General features: G+C 72.2%; 16 protein-coding genes. 10 read left to right on the top strand and 6 right to left on the bottom strand.

The genetic code is table 11. The features are described from left to right. Positions 1 to 2 precede the first annotated feature (2 nt). Complete coding sequence (locus tag ACH4RG_RS28065; RefSeq protein WP_397922189.1) at positions 3 to 788, bottom strand: CoA-transferase subunit beta; 786 nt, start codon at positions 786 to 788, stop codon at positions 3 to 5. Next, entirely contained in the window at positions 785 to 1726 is a 942-nt protein-coding gene (locus tag ACH4RG_RS28060) for a CoA transferase subunit A (protein WP_397922191.1), read from the bottom strand. The genes ACH4RG_RS28065 and ACH4RG_RS28060 overlap by 4 nt, the downstream gene beginning before the upstream one ends. Positions 1727 to 1848: 122 nt before the next feature. Here ACH4RG_RS28060 and ACH4RG_RS28055 point away from each other — a divergent pair, with 122 nt between their 5' ends. Both ACH4RG_RS28055 and ACH4RG_RS28050 read left to right on the top strand, forming a co-directional pair. Then, entirely contained in the window at positions 1849 to 2865 is a 1017-nt protein-coding gene (locus ACH4RG_RS28055) for a LysR substrate-binding domain-containing protein (RefSeq protein ID WP_397922193.1), read from the top strand. Positions 2866 to 2907: 42 nt separating this feature from the next. Beyond that, a complete protein-coding gene (locus ACH4RG_RS28050; RefSeq protein WP_398540434.1) occupies positions 2908 to 4128 on the top strand; it encodes an acetyl-CoA C-acetyltransferase in 1221 nt (406 codons plus the stop codon). Positions 4129 to 4342: 214 nt separating this feature from the next. Here the strand turns inward: ACH4RG_RS28050 and ACH4RG_RS28045 are convergent, their stop codons facing one another. Beyond that, on the bottom strand, positions 4343 to 5038 hold the full coding sequence (locus tag ACH4RG_RS28045) for a chaplin family protein (RefSeq protein WP_398540433.1): 696 nt from the start codon (positions 5036 to 5038) through the stop codon (positions 4343 to 4345). A 543-nt stretch (positions 5039 to 5581) separates the two neighbouring features. Here ACH4RG_RS28045 and ACH4RG_RS28040 point away from each other — a divergent pair. The 5 genes from ACH4RG_RS28040 (at position 5582) to ACH4RG_RS28020 (ending at position 8064) form a co-directional block, all read left to right on the top strand. Then, a complete protein-coding gene (locus tag ACH4RG_RS28040) occupies positions 5582 to 5983 on the top strand; it encodes a rodlin (RefSeq protein WP_274034431.1) in 402 nt (133 codons plus the stop codon). Positions 5984 to 6346: 363 nt separating this feature from the next. Continuing rightward, on the top strand, positions 6347 to 6637 hold the full coding sequence (locus tag ACH4RG_RS28035) for a hypothetical protein (protein WP_397922201.1): 291 nt from the start codon (positions 6347 to 6349) through the stop codon (positions 6635 to 6637). A gap of 68 nt (positions 6638 to 6705) precedes the next feature. Then, complete coding sequence (locus ACH4RG_RS28030; protein WP_397922203.1) at positions 6706 to 7116, top strand: rodlin; 411 nt, start codon at positions 6706 to 6708, stop codon at positions 7114 to 7116. 188 nt (positions 7117 to 7304) lie between these two features. Further along, positions 7305 to 7523, top strand: a complete 219-nt coding sequence (locus ACH4RG_RS28025; protein WP_397922205.1) for a hypothetical protein — start codon at positions 7305 to 7307, stop codon at positions 7521 to 7523. 133 nt (positions 7524 to 7656) lie between these two features. Continuing rightward, positions 7657 to 8064 carry a rodlin gene (locus ACH4RG_RS28020; RefSeq protein ID WP_274034434.1) on the top strand — a complete coding sequence of 136 codons (408 nt, stop codon included), beginning with the start codon at positions 7657 to 7659 and terminating at the stop codon, positions 8062 to 8064. Positions 8065 to 8238: 174 nt separating this feature from the next. Here the strand turns inward: ACH4RG_RS28020 and ACH4RG_RS28015 are convergent, their stop codons facing one another. Next, the gene (locus ACH4RG_RS28015; RefSeq protein WP_397922207.1) at positions 8239 to 8739 is read right to left on the bottom strand and encodes a DUF5949 family protein; all 501 of its coding nucleotides are present in this window, start codon (positions 8737 to 8739) and stop codon (positions 8239 to 8241) included. Between the two features lie 362 nt (positions 8740 to 9101). Between ACH4RG_RS28015 and rsgA the strand changes: the two genes are divergently transcribed. Together rsgA and ACH4RG_RS28005 are read left to right on the top strand one after the other, a co-directional pair. After that, entirely contained in the window at positions 9102 to 10253 is a 1152-nt protein-coding gene (gene rsgA, locus ACH4RG_RS28010; protein ID WP_397922209.1) for a ribosome small subunit-dependent GTPase A, read from the top strand. 69 nt (positions 10254 to 10322) lie between these two features. Further along, positions 10323 to 11693 (top strand): DNA-3-methyladenine glycosylase 2 family protein, encoded by a 1371-nt coding sequence (locus ACH4RG_RS28005; RefSeq protein ID WP_397931114.1) that lies wholly within the window; start codon positions 10323 to 10325, stop codon positions 11691 to 11693. 21 nt (positions 11694 to 11714) lie between these two features. On the opposite strand, the gene ACH4RG_RS28000 is transcribed toward ACH4RG_RS28005, so the two are convergent. After that, positions 11715 to 12197, bottom strand: coding sequence for a DUF456 domain-containing protein (locus tag ACH4RG_RS28000; protein WP_381758967.1), 483 nt, complete (start codon positions 12195 to 12197; stop codon positions 11715 to 11717). An 80-nt stretch (positions 12198 to 12277) separates the two neighbouring features. After that, positions 12278 to 13264 (bottom strand): helix-turn-helix domain-containing protein, encoded by a 987-nt coding sequence (locus ACH4RG_RS27995; RefSeq protein ID WP_397922211.1) that lies wholly within the window; start codon positions 13262 to 13264, stop codon positions 12278 to 12280. A gap of 208 nt (positions 13265 to 13472) precedes the next feature. On the opposite strand from ACH4RG_RS27995, the gene ACH4RG_RS27990 reads away from it, so the two are divergent. Further along, a complete protein-coding gene (locus tag ACH4RG_RS27990) occupies positions 13473 to 17234 on the top strand; it encodes a S8 family peptidase (protein WP_398540432.1) in 3762 nt (1253 codons plus the stop codon). Positions 17235 to 17365 lie beyond the last annotated feature (131 nt).

Below are 17365 nucleotides of genomic sequence, written 5' to 3'. Positions count from 1 at the left end.
TTTCAGCGGAGGTAGACACGGTCGGGGTCGACATCGTCCCGCAGGAGTCGCAGCTCGGCGGCGGTCGGCGGGGCCGTCGTCGCCACTGTGCCGGCCGTCTTCAGCTCCCAGCCGGTCGCGGCCCGCACCTGTTCGACGGTGACCCCGGGATGGACGGCGACCAGCCGCAGTTCGTCGCCGACGCCCTCCCTGGCGAGGACGCCCAGTTCGGTGACGACCCGGGTGACGCCGACGCCCAGCGGGCGGATCCCGTCCGCCAGCGCCCGGTCCGGGCCCGGCGTGGTGCAGAAGTCGAGGGTGTCGGCGAAGGAACGCGGTGTGTGGCGGCGCATCACCACGAAAACCTCCCGGGCGTTCGCCATCACCTCGACCGCCCCACCGGAACCCGGCAGCCGCACCGACGGGCGGTCCCAGTCCCCGATGACCGAGGTGTTGAGGCTGCCCCACCGGTCGATCTGCGCGGCCCCCAGAAAACCCACGTCGATGTGCCCGCCCTGGAGCACCGAGCCGAACAGGGTGGGCATCGACACCACCGCCTCGGCCCCGGTGATCAGGACGGCGTCCGCGATGGTCTCCGGCAGTCCGGAAGGGTGCGCCCCGCAGACCCCGGACTCGTACACCACCTCGATACCCGGCGCGACGGTCAGCCGCGCCAGCTCGGCCGCCAGCGTGGGCAGCCCGATCCCCGCGAACACCGCGCGGTGTCCGGCCAGTTCACGCGAGGCGACGACCGACAGCAACTCCGAGGCGCTGACGGGCAGCGTGGCTTTCGATTCCTGCGCGCTCACAGCCGCCTCCCGTAGTTCACCGGCTCGCTCAGCGCCTCGCCGACCGCCAGCCCCGCCCAGAACTCCTCGCCCAGCTTGGCCACGTACTCCGCGTGGTCGGCGGTGCCGTACACCCACTCCTCCAGCCACTCCCGCAGCCGGGCCGGGTCCTTGCTGATCGCGGACCAGGAGCGGTAGAAGGCGTTGTCCCGGTCGTAGTAGCCCTGCGCGAACGAGGGGTGCGCCCCGCGCGGGCAGACCACCACCGCGTCGACCGCGTGGGCCGGAATCAGCGTGCGGTTCGGGTCCGAGCGGACCACCTCGTCCGCCACCAGCTCCTCCACCACCACGACCGCCTTCTCCGCCGCGTACACCGCCTCGGCCTGGACGCCGGTCAGCCCCCAGACCTGGGTGTTGCCCCGGCGGTCGGCGCGCTGCGCGTGGACGATCGTCACGTCCGGGTTGACGGGCGGTACGACGTAGATCTGCTCGGCTCCCCCGTCGGCGGCCGGGTAGGGCGAGACGACCTTGCGGATGCCGGGGGTGACGGACGCCAGGTCGCTGCCGGCGTACGAGCGCAGCGGGTAGAACGGCAGCCGCTGCGCCCCGGCGAGATAGCGGCACACCATCCCGTAGTGGCTGTACTCCTCGAACGCCAGTGGCTCCGGGTCGGCGTGCTCGATCCGCCGCCGCAGCTCCCCGAGCGAACCGGCGGAGGAGTTCCCCACGAAGGAGGAGACCAGCCCCGTCACGCACCCGGCCGCCAGCATCTGGTCCACCACGATGTCCGCCGTCATCCGGACGACCGTGAGATTCCGGCGGCCCTGCCGGATGATCTCGTGACCGGCGGCGGTCGGGATGAGGTGAGTGAACCCTTCGAGGCTCACGGTGTCCCCGTCGCGGACGAAAGCGGCGACGGCCTCCCTCATCGACATGACCTTGCCGTCCGTCCGGTCCATGGTTCTCCTCATCGTCCGCAACGCGGATCCCCACGGTCTCAGCACCCATTGATGGCTGTCCAATACCGAATTAAGGTCGGATCAAGACCCGGGGCATATCAATGGAGCGAGGGGGTGACCCCATGGAACTGCGCCACCTGAAGGCCTTCCTCGCCGTGGCCGAGGAGCTGCACTTCGGCCGGGCCGCCAAGCGCCTCCAGATGGCACAGCCGCCCCTCAGCCAGCAGATCCGGCAGCTGGAGAAGGAACTCGGCGTCCAGCTGTTCCGCCGCAACACGCGCTCCGTCCGGCTCACCGGCGCGGGGGAGACCTTCCTCGACCCCGTACGGGCCGTCCTCGACGACCTCGACACCGCCGTCCGGGCCGCACGCTCGGCGGGCCGGGGCGAGTACGGCCGGGTCACCATCGGCTTCGCCGGTGCCTCCAGCCACGAGACGCTGCCCCGTCTCACCCGCGCCGTGCGCGCCGCGCACCCCGGCCTCGAACTGGTCATGACCGGTCAGACCTACGCCAACGTCGCGCTGGACCGGGTCGCCGACGGCTCCCTCGACCTGGGCTTCGTCCGGCTGCCGGTGACCCGGCCCGGAGTGGAGCACCGGGTGATCGACGAGGAGGAGCTGCTGTGCGCCCTGCCGTTCGACCACCCGCTCGCCCGGCACGAGGCGGTGCCGCTCGGCGCGCTGGCGGACGAACCGTTCGTCTCCTTCCCCGCCAACTCCGGCTCCACCGTGCGCGACGCCATGACGGAGACCTGCGAGAGCGCCGGGTTCACCCCGCGCGTCGTCCAGGAGGCCCCCGACTCGTACACGATCATGGCGCTCGTCGCCGCCGGGGTCGGTGTCACCCTCACGGTCACCTCCGTACGCCACATCCAGCAGAGCGGACTGGTCTACCGGCCCCTCACCGGACCGCCCGTCCGCCGCCAGGCGGCCCTCGCCTGGCGTGCCGACAACCCCTCCGCCGCCCTGCACGCCGTGCTCGCCGTCGCCCGGAACGCGCTGCCGACCCCCGTCCGCGGACCGGGCGGAGGACCGATTGAGACGCCGGGCCTCCGAAAAGGGGGCACATCCGGTATTGGACCCGCTCAGTCACCGGATGCGAAGGTCACCCCACCACCCGCGCCCCGCCCGTCGTCCTGACCGCCCTGGTCGCCCTGGTCGCCCTGAAGGAAAGGCCCCGCCGTGCCGCTCGACGTCGTCATCTGCGAACCCCTGCGCACCCCCATCGGCCGGTTCGGCGGGGCCTTCGCCCAGCAGAGCCCGGCCGCGCTGGCCGCACATGTCATCGCGGAGATCGTCGCCCGCACCGGCATCGACCCCACCCGGATCGACGAGGTGATCCTCGGCCACGCCTACCCCACCAGCGAGGCCCCCGCCATCGGCCGGGTCGCCGCCCTGGACGCCGGACTGCCCACCACGGTCACCGGATCCCAGATCGACCGCCGCTGCGGCTCCGGACTCCAGGCGGTGCTGGACGCGGCGATGCAGATCCGAGCCGGATTCAGCGACGTGGTGATCGCGGGCGGCGTCGACGTGATGAGTGCCGCCCCCTACTACACCCACGACGGACGCTGGGGCATCAAGGGCCCCGGCCTCCAGCTCCACGACGCGCTCGCCCGGGGCCGCGTCACCGCCGGAGGCGTCAACCACCCGGTGCCCGGCGGCATGATCGAGACGGCGGAGAACCTGCGCCGGGAGTACGGGATCAGCCGGGCCGACCAGGATGCCCTGGCCCTGCGCTCCCAGCAGCGCGCGGCCCGCGCCGCGGCCGAGGGCCGCTACGACGCGGAGACCGCCCCCGTCACCGTGCGCACCCGGAAGGGCGAACACGTCGTCACCGCCGACGAGCACCCCCGGCCCGGGACCACCGCGGAACAACTGGCGGCGCTCCGGCCGGTGATGGCGAAGTCCGACCCGGACGCCACGGTCACCGCGGGCAATGCCAGCGGACAGAACGACGCGGCCGCCGCCTGCCTGGTCACCAGCGCCGCGACCGCCGAACGCCTCGGTCTCACCCCGCTCGTCCGCCTCGTCTCCTTCGCCCGCGCCGGGGTGCCCGCCGCGACGATGGGCATCGCCCCCGTCTTCGCCACCCGCACCGCGCTCGACCGGGCGGGCCTCACCCTCGCCGACCTCGACCTGATCGAGCTGAACGAGGCGTTCGCCGTACAGGTGCTGGCCTGCACCAGGGAGCTGGGTCTCGGCGAGAAGGACCACGACGAGCGGATCAACGTCAACGGTTCGGGCATCTCGCTGGGCCACCCGGTCGGCGCCACCGGAGCCCGCATCCTGGCCACCCTCACCCGCGAACTCCACCGCCGCGAGGGCCGGTACGGACTGGAGACGATGTGCGTCGGCGGTGGTCAGGGCCTCGCCGCGGTCTTCGAACGCATCGCGGAGTGACGGACAGACCCACCGTGCGGAGCGCGAGGATCACCGCTGAACGACGACCGGGGGAGAGCGCCTCGGGCCCCGAGCCTGACGGGTCGCGCGACATTCTCCGGAGCCTGCGTCCGTAGCCCGCACCCGTCGGAGCGACGGCCGTAGGCGGACACGGAAGGTCCGGCCGGACAGTCCCCGCTGTCCGGCCGGACCTTGTTCTCCCGCAGGAGGTCTGTCAGTCCCGCGCGTTGCGGGTACGGCGCATCAGCACCGCACCGCCGAGCAGCAGCGCGGCGCTCGCGCCGGCGGCCAGGCCCAGGTCGGCGGCACCGGTGTCGGCCAGGTGCGCGCCCGGGACGTCGAACCCGGGCGTACCGGCCCCGGGCGTGCCCGAGCCGGGGGTGTCGGTTCCGGGCGTGTCGGTCGGCGGTTCGTCGACGGGCGGCTGGTCCACGGGGGGTTCGTTGACGGGGGGCTGGTCCACGGGGGGTTCGTTGACGGGGGGCTCGTCGACCGGCGGTTCGTCGACGGGCGGCTGGTCCACCGGCGGTTCGTCGACGGGCGGCTGGTCCACGGGGGGTTCGTCGACGGGGGGCTCGTCCACGGGCGGTTCGTCGACCGGCGGCTTGTCCACCGGCGGCTTGTCCACCGGCGGCTTGTCCACCGGCGGGTGGTTGTGCTTCGGACCGTCGGCGTTCACGCACTTGTTGCCGAAGGCCGGGTTCAGCAGAGCGATCACGTTGACGGTGTTCCCGCACACGTTGACCGGGATGTGCACCGGCACCTGCACCGCGTTGCCCGAGCCGACCCCCGGCGAACCGACGGCCGCGCCCTCGGCCGACGCGTCGGCGTGCGCGGTGCCGCCGACCGCCGCCAGGAGGCCGGATGCGGCCGCCATGACGATCATGCTTTTGTTCAAGACCTGTCGCATTACTTGCCCTTCCTTAGGACATTCGCGAGGACGTCGCGTGGGTGCTTCGCGCGGGGAGACGGGCTGCCGTCGGGAGGAGCCGCGGCAGAGCCGGACCCAGCGGCGAAGCCATGGTGAAAATGATGAAGACGTGCGCGCTGGACGACTGCCATAACGACTCGGGTTCAGGGGGGAAACTCGGATGTGCGTGGAAATTGTGTAATCACCTGAACGGGTGGTGTCGTCGAACCCTGAGCATTCCGGTTCACAGATGGAGAGAAACGATCCGCCGCCACCTGCCTGGGGCGTCGCACGTGTTGACGGCGGGGAAGTGTCCTCTCCGGTATGGGTCACGGCCTCGGAGTCGCTCGCCCTCGTTCGCCCGTTCGGGCGAGGAGTGCCGGAGGGGTGTGCGCAATTCCTTCACGAACAGGAGGTCGTACGAACAGAGATGAGGGGCGGCCCTCGTGTCCGGCATTCGGGTGAATGGGCAGAACCTAATGCCGGGCGGCGAGTTGACCAGGGGGCTCCGCTACGGGGCGATCGGTACGAGAAGGGTTAATCGTGATCAAGAAGGTTCTGGCTACGGGCGCTGTCGCCGCCTCCATCCTCGGTCTCGGCACGACGCAGGCCATGGCCATCGCCAACGACGGCGGCACCACCACGGTCAACGGCAACGGCGCCTCGCAGGCGTACGGCAACTCCGAGACCCACGGTGACTGGAGCCCGCAGTTCGCGCTCATCCAGGGTTCGCTGAACAAGCCGTGCATCGCGCTGCCGGCCAAGGCGAACCTCGGCTCGCTCGTCGGCCTCGTGCCGATCTCGGTCCAGGACATCAACGTCCTGTCCTCCCCGCAGAACCAGCAGTGCACCGAGAACTCCACCCAGGCCAAGGGTGACGAGGCCCTGTCGCACATCCTGGAGGACATCCCGATCCTCTCCGGCAACGGCGCCGGCAACAACTGATCCGCAGCCGCCCTACTCGGGCCCGAGTCCTCGGAGTTCCTCCACCGAGCGGCTCGGGCCCGTCGCCGTTCCGGGACGCGTGCACGGGTTTACCCGCATCAACGAGTGACCCCCTGGCCGGGCCGGGCCGCGTGCCCGTAACCGGCCGCCCCGGGTGATGGCTGCCCTCCGGAGCCTTTTCGTGGCCCGGTTCCGCGGGCTCCAATCGCGCAAGGCGCCGGAGAAAGTCGTCGCCCCGCAGTTTCCCGAATGCGGCCGGATCGTTGATCAGGGAGAAAGCGGCAGAAGTCACAGGTAAAGAAAGCTTGTGTGCGGCACGGGAACGTGACCGAAACAGATGCCGCGCAGAAGGGAACCAGAAAAGTGAAGTACGCGAAGACCGCCGCCCTTGTTGCCGGTTCCGTGGCTGCCCTCGGAGCGGCCGCTCCCGCCTTCGCCGCTACTACGCCCACGGCCCCCAACTTCAGCCTCGACAGCGGCCTCAACCAGGTGATGGCCAGTGCCCCGCAGGTCGTGGACCCGGTGGTGGGCACGGTCGCCGAGACCGCCGAGACGGTCTCGAAGGACGGCACGGTCGGCAAGCTGGCGGGCCAGGCAACCGGGGTGGCCAAGGGTGCCGCTCCGCTGCTGGGCGGAGTTCCCCTCGGCGGCTGACCGCCGCGGCACGACCTTTCCACCTTCTTCTCTCACCGATCCGCATCACTCCCCAGAAGGGCTCCTTCATGTTCAAGAAGATCATGGCCTCGGCCGCCGTCGCCGCCTCGGTCGTCGGTGTCTCCGCAGCTGCCGCCGCACCCGCCATGGCCATCGCCAACGACGGCGGCACCACCACGGTCAACGGCAACGGCGCCTCGCAGGCGTACGGCAACTCCGAGACCCACGGTGACTGGAGCCCGCAGTTCGCGCTCATCCAGGGTTCGCTGAACAAGCCGTGCATCGCGCTGCCGGCCAAGGCGAACCTCGGCTCGCTCGTCGGCCTCGTGCCGATCTCGGTCCAGGACATCAACGTCCTGTCCTCCCCGCAGAACCAGCAGTGCACCGAGAACTCCACCCAGGCCAAGGGTGACGAGGCCCTGTCGCACCTGCTGAACGACATCCCGATCCTCTCCGGCAACGGCGCCGGCAACAACTGAGACCGGGTGGCCCGGGTCCGCTCCGGCCGACCCGCGTGGGGCCAGTCCGTCCGTACGGCGATCGTTCTTCGCCGGACCGGAGGGGCTGGCCCTTCGTCGTGTGCCAACGCCTCCGGCCGGGTTGTCCGGTTGGGCCGGATGCCGCAGCGTCGGCTGACGATCCGGGCCGGGCGGGGTAGGGCCTCCGTATGGATCCGTACGACAGTCAGACCCCGCGGGGCGGAGAGCGGCGGCCCGCGACGGGTGGCACACCGATCTACGACCGGCTCGTCGCCGAGTGGCAGGCGGCCGGTCTCGGTCACCCCCTCTCGGAGCCGCAAGGGGACCAGGCGCCCCGGAGCGGCGGTTTGGTGCCGGCGGCGCGCACCTCGGACGAGGGTTCCGGACCCGGGGCCTCCGGAGGATGAGTCCCCGAGCACCGAGGAGTGGCGTCGACCTTGCGCCGGAACGAACCCATTTGAGTGGTGCTGCGCAACCGATCAGGGGTGGTGGCAGTTGATCAGTACGTTCCACAACGGGACGCTCCGAAAGGTGAAGTTGATGAAGAAGATGATGGCCGGCGCCGCAGTGGCCGTGTCCCTGCTCGGTCTGTCCGCAGCCGCGGCTCCCACGGCCATGGCGATCGGCAACGACGGTGGTACCACCACGGTCAACGGCAACGGTGCCGAGTCGGAGATCGGCAACGCCGAGACGGAGGGCAACTGGAGCCCGCAGAACCAGCTTGTCCAGGGCACCCTGAACAAGCTCTGCGTCGGCCTGCCCCTCAAGGCCAACGTCGGTTCGCTCGTCGGCGTCGTGCCGATCGCGGTCCAGGACGTCAACGTCCTGTCCAACCCGCAGAACCAGCAGTGCGCCGACAACTCCACCCAGGCCAAGGGCGACGAGCCGCTGTCGCACATCCTGGACGACATCCCGGTCCTCTCGGGCAACGGCGTCGGCAACAACTGACGCACCACAGCCTGAGGTGTTGAGTACGGGCGGTCCGGAGATCACACTCCGGGCCGCCCGTCCTCGTTCCGCGCCGACGCCAAGGGCGCCGTCGCACGCCCTACGGGCGAGGCCCACCACTCCACGGGGGGTGGTGGGCCTCGTCCATGTCCGGGGCGGCGGGGGAACGGCTCCTCAGCCCAGGGAGCGGACCGGGAGCAGGCAGTGGGCGGCGGTGCGGACGACCTCCACGTCGGTGGCGAAGGCCCGCAGCCGGTCCTCGCTGACCGGCTGCCCGGGCACGGCGTCCGGCCACGGGCTGGTGGCGAACATCCCGTAGACCTGCCCCTGGGCCCGCGCGGCGGCCAGCCACTCCGCCGGGGCGGGATACTGCGCCGAGAGATGAGGCAGCGTCAGGACGGCCCGCCCCGCCTGGACGAGAAGCTTCGCCTGGACGCCGGGGCTCTCGGCCGCGTCCTGGATCGGGCCGCCGACGTGGAGGCCCGCGCGCTCCAGTGCGGCGCGCATGGCCTCGCGGCCGACCTCCGGGCCGTCCTGCCCGTCGCCCAGCGAGTACGCGAGGAGGAAGGCGGTGTCCTGGTCGGCGTCGGGCTGCCGGCCGCTCCAGCCGATCAGGATCTGCGTGCCCAACTGGGCCTGGGTGAACGTGCCGGTGGGGGCCTGGGGTGTGGTCATGCTCGGCACCCTAACGGCCCCGGACCAGGCTCTATGCATGCGTATCACCCGATCGAGGGAGATCTGTGCCCAACTCCGGCGAACACCCCGGTCGGGCCGCCTCCATCGGAGGTGCGCGGAAAAGCTGTTGACGCCACTCCCGGGCGTCCGGCTAATCTGGCCACTGTTCCGGGCGTCGCCATGACGTCTGCGGCACGGAGACGGAAAGAACCAGGAGGTGAGGACATTGATGACTGTCGTTGCGATGGGCACTGCCCACAACCGGAAGAGCATCGTCCTCATCCCCGTGGCCACCGGCTGACCGACTTCCCTCATTCCCGCGCCGAGCGCGCGTGCCGGGGCCGCCCTGTGAAGGGTTTCCCTTGTCTTTCTCGTTTCTCACCGCTCCTTCCTCCTCGCACCCGCTGACTCCGTACGGCTGGGACGAGGACTGGGCGGCAGCCTTCTCCCCGTACGCCGGGCAGGGGCTCGTGCCGGGACGCGTCGTGCGCGTGGACCGCGGTCAGTGCGACGTGATCACCGCCGACGGCCCCGTCCGCGCCGACACCGCGTTCGTCGTGCCCCGTGACCCGATGCGGATCGTCTGCACCGGCGACTGGGTGGCGCTCGACGCCGGCGGCGATCCGCGTTTCGTCCGTACGCTGCTGCCCCGCCGCACCGCTTTCGTCCGCTCCACCTCCTCCCAGCGGTCCGAGGGGCAGGTGCTCGCCACCAACATCGACCACATCGCCATCTGCGTCTCGCTCGCCGTCGAGCTGGACCTCGGCCGCCTGGAGCGCTTCCTCGCGCTCGCCCTGTCCAGCTCCAGCGGCGCCGCCCTGCTCGGTGACGGCCAGGTCGCGGGCCACACCCCCGAACCGATCGTGCTGCTCACCAAGGCGGACCTGGTGCCCGACACGGCCACGCTGGCCCACCTCGTCCAGGACGTCGAGGCGATCGCCCCCGGTGTCCAGGTGCTGCCCGTCAGCTCCACCACGGGCGAGGGGCTCGACGTCTTCGGCGCCGTCGTCTCCGGTGGTACGAGCGTGCTCCTCGGCATCTCCGGCGCGGGCAAGTCGACCCTCGCCAACACCCTGCTCGGCCAGGACGTCATGGACGTACAGGCCGCCCGGGACGTCGACGGCAAGGGCCGGCACACCACGACGACCCGTAACCTGCTCGTCCTGCCGCACGGGGGCGTCCTCATCGACACCCCCGGGCTTCGCGGAGTGGGCCTGTACGACGCGGGGACCGGGGTCGGCGAGGTGTTCTCCGAGATCGAGGAGCTGGCCACCCGGTGCCGGTTCCACGACTGCGCCCACCGGGCCGAACCGGGGTGCGCCGTCCTCGGCGCGGTGGCGGACGGGGTGCTGCCCGAGCGGCGGCTCGACAGCTACCGCAAACTGATCCGGGAGAACCAGCGGATCGTCGCCAAGACCGACGCCCGGGTGCGCTCCGAGATCCTGCGGGACTGGAAGCGCAAGGGCGCGGAGGGGCGCGCGGCCGTGCAGGCCAAGCGCGGCCGGGTGCGGTAGCCAGGAGCGGCTGGTTCGACGTCCGAAAACCGCGAGTGCGGCGGCTCCGGCTGCCGCACACTGGACGGTGTGGACGAACGGACCAGGTATGAGGCGGTCAGCAGCCGTGACGCTCGGTTCGACGGCGCGTTCTTCTTCGCCGTCGTGACCACCGGCATCTACTGCCGGCCGAGCTGCCCCGCCGTCACGCCCAAACGCGCCAACGTGCGCTTCTACCCGACCGCGGCGGCGGCCCAGGCCGGCGGCTTCCGGGCCTGCCGTCGCTGCCGGCCGGACGCCGTTCCCGGCTCCGCCGACTGGAACGTCCGCGCGGACGTCGTCGGCCGGGCCATGCGCCTGATCGGCGACGGAGTCGTGGACCGCGACGGCGTCCCCGGACTCGCCGGGCGGCTCGGCTACAGCGCCCGGCAGGTCCAGCGCCAGCTCAACGCCGAGCTGGGCGCGGGACCCGTCGCGCTCGCCCGGGCCCAGCGCTCCCACACCGCCCGGGTGCTCCTCCAGACCACCGGGCTGCCGGTCACCGAGATCGCCTTCGCCGCGGGGTTCGCCAGCGTCCGGCAGTTCAACGACACCATCCGGCAGATCTACGCCCGCACCCCCAGCGCCCTGCGCGCCGAGGCCGGTACCGGGCTCGGCGGCGGACGCCGCGAGGGAACCAGGGCCGGGATCCCGCTGCGGCTCGCCCACCGGGGCCCGTACGCCACCGCCGCCCTGTTCGACCTGCTGGCCGCCGGCGCGGTCGCCCGGGTCGAGGAGATGACGGGTCCACCCGGGCGCCGCGTCTACCGGCGCACCCTGCGACTGCCGTACGGGGCCGGGCTCGTCGCGGTCGACGAGGCCCCGCCCGGCGGCCCCTGGCTGGAGGCCCGGATCCAGCTCACCGACCTCCGCGACCTGACCACCGCCGTCCAGCGGGCGCGCCGCCTGTTCGACCTGGACGCCGACCCGTACGCCGTGGACGAGGCGCTGTCCGCCGACCCCCGGCTCGCCCCGCTGGTCGCCGCACGCCCCGGGCTGCGGTCGCCGGGCGCGGCCGACCCGGAGGAGGCCGCGGTGCGGATCCTGGTGGGGCGGGAGGCCGCCGGGGAGCTGGTCGAGCGGTACGGGAAGGCGCTGGACGTGCCGTGCGGCGGGCTCACCCATGTGTTCCCGGAGCCGGACGTGCTCGCCGGTTCCGCCGAGGACCCGGCCCTCGCGGCGCTGGCCGCCGCGCTCGCCGACGGGGGGCTGCGGCTGGACGCCGGGGCCGACCGCGACGAGGCGGAGCGGGCGCTGCTGACGCTGCCCGGGATCGGCCGACGCACCGCCGCCCTGATCCGGATGCGGGCGCTGGGAGATCCCGACGTGGACCCGTACGGAACGCCGGGCGCGGAACGGTGGCGGCCCTGGCGCTCCTACGCGGTACGTCATCTGGAGGCGGCGGCGACGGTCCCCGGCTGACCGGGGCCCCGGGGCGTCCGGTCAGCTCCAGAGCACCGCGCCCAGCCAGGCGCCCGCCACCAGCAGACAGCAGAACAGCTCCACCAGCACCGCGTAGCCCGTCGCCCGCATGACCGAGCGCACCGACGCCCAGCCCGCGCCGCGGCTCCCCAGCCGCAGCCGCTCGGCGCCGAAGATGGCCCCCACGTACCCGAGGATCCCGCCGACCACGGGTACGACGAAGAAGCCCACGATCCCGGCGACCCCGCCGATCATCAAGGTCCGGCGAGGCGCCCCGGAGTCACCCGGGCGGCGCGGTGGCAGCAGCGGTTTGAGGGCCTGGTTCAGCAACATCAGCGCCGTCGCGCCGATCAGGACGCCCCAGGCGGCCGGCGTCATGTCCGTCAGCGCCCACCACAGCACCGCCGCCCAGACGATCGCCTGACCCGGCACGCCCGGCACCAGCACCCCGACCAGGCCCAGCAGCATGACCAGGCCCACGGCGACGAGCTGCCACACACTCATCTGACCAGCCTGCCGGAGAGTGCCCCGCTCCGCCCGTCAGCGCACCCCGCCCACCCGCGTCGACCTGCGCCGACGCCGTCTCAGGCCGACCCGGTACGGGCCACCCAGCCACGCTCGTACGCATGCCAGCCCAGCTGGAGCCGCGTGGAGACCCCGGTGAGCTCCATCAGGCCCTTGACGCGGCGCTGCACGGTCCGCAGCCCCAGATCGAGCTGCTTGGCCACGCTGGCGTCCGTCAGCCCCGCCAACAGCAACGACAGGATCTCCAGATCCGTCGGATCCGGCCCGACCCCGTCCTCGCGCACCCCGCCGCCGCCCAGCCGCAGCGGCATCGCCTCCCGCCACACCGCCTCGAAGAGGCCCATCAGCGACTCCAGCAGACCGCTGGCGTGCACGACCAGAGCGGCGGGCTCCGCGCCCCGAGCGGTCAGCGGCACCATCGCGAGGCTCCCGTCGGCCACCACCAGCTTCGTCGGCACCCGGTCCACCACCCGGCACTGCTCGTCCCGGCTCAGCGCCGCCGACAGCTCCATGATCCCGAACGGAGTCGACAGCACCTCACGCTCGACCACCACCCGGTAGCTCACCCCGCGCGAGGCCGCCCGCTCCTCGGACTCGTTCTCCATCCCGGTCACCGCGACCGGCTTGCCCGTCACCAGCGCGCACACCTCCGACACGGCTCCCAGCTGCAACTGGTGGAAGCGCTGGACGACGGCGCTCGCGCCCGTCACCACCTCCACCAGGTCGTGCACCGCCGGTTCGCTCGCCTCGGCCCGGTACTCCTCGGCCAGCAGCGCGGACGCCAGCTCCGCCTGCTCCAGCTCGTGCCGCTGCTGGATCAGCAGCGCGCCGAGCGCCACGCCGGGCGGCGCCGCCACCCAGCGGCCCGGCCGGGCCGAGGACTGCGCGGCCAGGCCCTGCTGCTCCAGCCGCCGCAGCACCCGTTCGGCGTCCGCCTCGGGCAGCGCCAGCCGATGCGCGAGATCGGCGAGCTCCGCGGCTCCCGCCGCGACGAGCGCGCGGTACGCGGTTTCCTGTCTCTCGTCGAGACCTATGGCCCCCAGCATTCTCCGACCTCCCCGGGTGTGGTGATCGCGCATCGAGGCGCCCCTGCGACGGGTCCCGGGTGGCGGGAAGAGGCCACGGCGTAAACCCGCCGCCCACATCATCCCTGTACCCCCGACCCCTCTGCCACTGTGGCGCCACCGCAGCACCAACAACCTCCGGGATGCGTCCTCTTGGGCTGCTTCGTTCCGGATTGACCTGGGGAGAGCGATGCGCCCGATATCGCGTACGGCACTCGGAGCGGCGACCGCCGCCGTGCTCGCCGTCACGGTGATCGCGCCGTCGGTGGCCGCGCCACCGGACGAGCGGGATCCGAACAGACCGATCACCGGGAGCGCGGCCACCGACGCCGGTGACTCGAAGCCCGCCACACTGACGCTGGTCACCGGCGACACCGTGCTGGTGACGACGGACGCCTCGGGTGCGTCCGCCGCCACCGCCCTGCCCCGCGCGGACGGCAGCGTGCCGCTCGTGCAGACCCGGCAGTCGGGCCCGGACCTGTACGTCTACCCCGAGTCCGCCGTGTCCGCGCTCGCGGCGGGCACCGTGGACGAGGAGTTGTTCAACGTCACCGGGCTCATCCGCCAGGGTTACGACGACAGCCACACCGACGCCGTCCCGCTGATCGCCACGTACACCGGCGACACCGCCCGCCGCGCCCCGCTCATCCCGCGCGGGGCCGAGCGCGGAGCGGCTCTCGGCGTCATCGACGGACTCGCGCTGAAGGCCGACAAGAAGCGGGCCGCCGCGTTCTGGGCCGACCTCACCGCCCCCCGCTCCCGGTCGGGCGCCGGGCTCAAGAAGCTCTGGCTCGACCGCAAGGTTCAGGCCAGTCTCGACAAGTCGACGAAACAGGTCGGCGCCGACGTCGCGTGGGCCGCCGGCTATGACGGGACCGGCGCCAAGGTCGCCGTCCTGGACACCGGGGCGGATGCCGAACACCCCGACCTCCAGGGCCGGATCACCGCATCGGAGAACTTCACCGACTCCGACACCACCGACGACCGGCAGGGCCACGGTACCCATGTCGCCTCCACCGTCGGCGGCTCCGGCGCGGCGAGCGGAGGAAAGAACAAGGGCGTCGCGCCCGGCGCCGACCTGATGGTCGGCAAGGTCCTGAACGACAGCGGGTCCGGCGCGGCCTCCTGGATCATCGCGGGCATGCAGTGGGCGGTCGACAGCAAGGCCGACGTCGTGTCCATGAGCCTCGGCAGCGCCGAGCCCACCGACTGCACCGACCCGATGAGCCTGGCCGCCGAAGAACTCGGCAAGAACAAGGACACCCTCTTCGTGGTCGCCGCCGGAAACCTCGGCCCGTCCCTGAACACCGTCTCCTCGCCCGGCTGTGCACCCGGCGTGCTGACCGTCGGAGCCGTCGACCGCGACGATTCCACCGCGAACTTCTCCAGCCGCGGCCCCGCGATCGTCTCGCACACCCTCAAGCCCGAGATCGCCGCGCCCGGAGTCGCCATCTCCGCCGCGGCGGCCGGCGGCCGGGGCTCGGAGGCGTACCGGTCCATGTCCGGCACATCGATGGCGGCCCCGCATGTCGCGGGCGCCGCGGCCGTGGTGAAGCAGCGTCACCCCGACTGGACCGCCCAGCAGATCAAGGCGGCCCTCGTCTCCTCGGCGCGGAGCGCCGTCCCCGGCGACGTACGCGAGACGGGAGGCGGCCGTCTCGACGTCGACCGCGCCGTGCGTACGCCCGTACTCGGCGCACCGGCCGTGCAGGGCGGCACCTTCGACTGGCCGCAGGACAGGAGCGACCGCACCACCGTCGCCGTGCCGTACACCAACACGAGCGGTAAGCCGGTCACCCTCTCGCTGAAGGTCGCGGGCGTCACCGGGAACGACGGCTCGACCGTCCGCTCCACGATCGCGTCGCTCGGCCGGAAGTCCGTCACCGTGCCCGCCGGGGCGACCGTCGAGGTGCCCCTCGCGCTGGCTCCGGACGCCCGGCTGACCGCAGCCCAGTACGGTGACGTCACCGGCCGGATACTCGCCACAGGCACCGGGGGAGTGAGGGTATCCACCCCGTTCTCCCTGTACGTGGCCCCGGAGACCGTCACCCTGCGCGTCAAGCTCGTCGACCGTACCGGCAAGCCCGCCGGCGGCGTCTCCTCCCTCGACCTCATCGGCACCGACACCGCGTCCGGCGAACGCCGCTTCAACGAGGGCGCCACCGACCAGATCTACCGGGTCCGCCCCGGCGCGTACCTCGTCTCCAGCTTCATCGCCACGCCCGACACCACGGACGCGACCGGTCAACTCGTCGGATCCATCGGTTATCTGGCGCGGCCCCAGCTGAACGTCACGAAGGACACCACGCTCGTCCTGGATGCCCGCAAGGCCCACCGCCTGAAGGTGAGGACCGAGGACCGGGCCGCCGAGACACGCGGTGCGACCCTCGCGTTCGGGCGCTCGTGGGACGACACCTGGCTGCACTCGGGGTCCATCGCCGGCACCGGGCTGATCAAGGACTACCTGGTCGACGTCCGGGGCAAGGCACGTGACGGCGACTTCGAGTTCGCGTCCTTCTGGCGCGCCTACGCCCCGCAGATCCAGAAGTTCTCCCTCGTCGGCGGAGCGGACCTGCACCCCCGGCCCGCCACCACGGGCTCGGTCAACCTGAACGGCACCGGCCGCGCCGAGGTCGTCGACGCCGGTGCGGGCAGCGCCGCCGAACTGGAGGCCGCCGACGCGAAGGACCGGGTCGCCCTGGTGAAGGTGGGCGACGACGCGTCAGGCGTCCTGGCCCAGGCGCGGGCCGCGCAGGCCGCCGGCGCGAAGGCGCTCCTGGTGCACCGCCCCTCGGCCGGCGACTGGAAGCCGTCCCTCGGCTACGGGGCCGCGCCCCTTCCGGTGCTCGGCCTGCCGGCGGACGAGGCGGTGGTGCTGACGACGGCGCTCGGCAAGGGGAAGACGGAGGTCTCGTGGACCGCCACGGCCGTCAGCCCGTTCGTGTACAACCTGTCGTTCCCGGAGAAGGGGCAGATCACCTCGGACCGCACCTACAAGGTCCGTGACAGGAAGCTCGGCTCGGTCGTCTCCACCCACGAATCCATGGGAGTGGCCGCCGACTTCACCGACACGCTCCTGGTCTCCCGGCCCTACGGCGCGACGTTCGGCGCGTCCTCGCTCGCCGCCCCCGGAAAGCGCACCGAGTACTACACGGCGGGGGACACCGTCTGGCAGAAGATGCTCTCCTCCAGCTTCCCCTGGGGCGAACTGATGACGGGCGACGCCCGCACCTACCGGGCGGGTCGGACCACGACGGAGGAGTGGTACCGGGGGCTGCTGGTCCCCGGCGCACCGCGCGACGCGGCGGGCACGGAGCTGCTCGCGGGCGAACGGCGGGGCGATCGGATCGGTGTCGCACCGGCTTTCATGACCGACTCCGAACACATCGGCCAGCAGGGCTCGTTCGGCGACATCGGCGGAATGCGGCTCGAACGCGAGGGCGAACTCGTCGACAGCAGCAGCTACCCGTTCGGTGTCTTCACCGTGCCGGCCGAGGACGCCGCGTACGAACTGACCCTGATGACCACGAAGATCGGCTCGCCCGCGGCGGTCTGGAAGCGGTCCACGCGGACGGAGACCACCTGGGCGTTCCGTTCCGAGCGGAGGCCGGACGTGGCGTCGCAGGGGCTACCGCTGCTCTTTCCGCGCTACGACGTGCCGACGGACGGGATGAAGACCGTGCCCGCCGAGAACGGCCAGAAGGTCGGGCTCCACGCGACCGGTCACGCCGGGTACACCCCCGGCGAACTCACCGGCGTGAAGGTCTCCTTCAGCTACGACGGCGGTGAGACCTGGCACGCGGCCACCACCGCACAGCAGTCCGGCAGCTGGACCGCGACCGTCGACCACGCGGACGCGACCGGTAAGGCCGTCACGCTGCGGACGGAACTGACCGACGCGAAGGGCAACTCCGTGGTGCAGACCGTCAACGACGCGTACGTCGTGCGCTGAAGCGGCGGGTGGCTCACGAGCCGCTGAACCGGCGACCGGCCGATCGTACGAACGGCCGGAACGCCGGGACGCCGCTCACGCCGGCCGGTCCGCCGGGCGTCCTTCCCGTGGGGGTGGGGCCGCCCGGCGGA

It is taken from the genome of Streptomyces sp. NPDC021019, from assembly GCF_044333295.1.
GTDB lineage: Bacteria > Actinomycetota > Actinomycetes > Streptomycetales > Streptomycetaceae > Streptomyces.
This window is presented reverse-complemented; position numbering and strand designations above follow the sequence as displayed.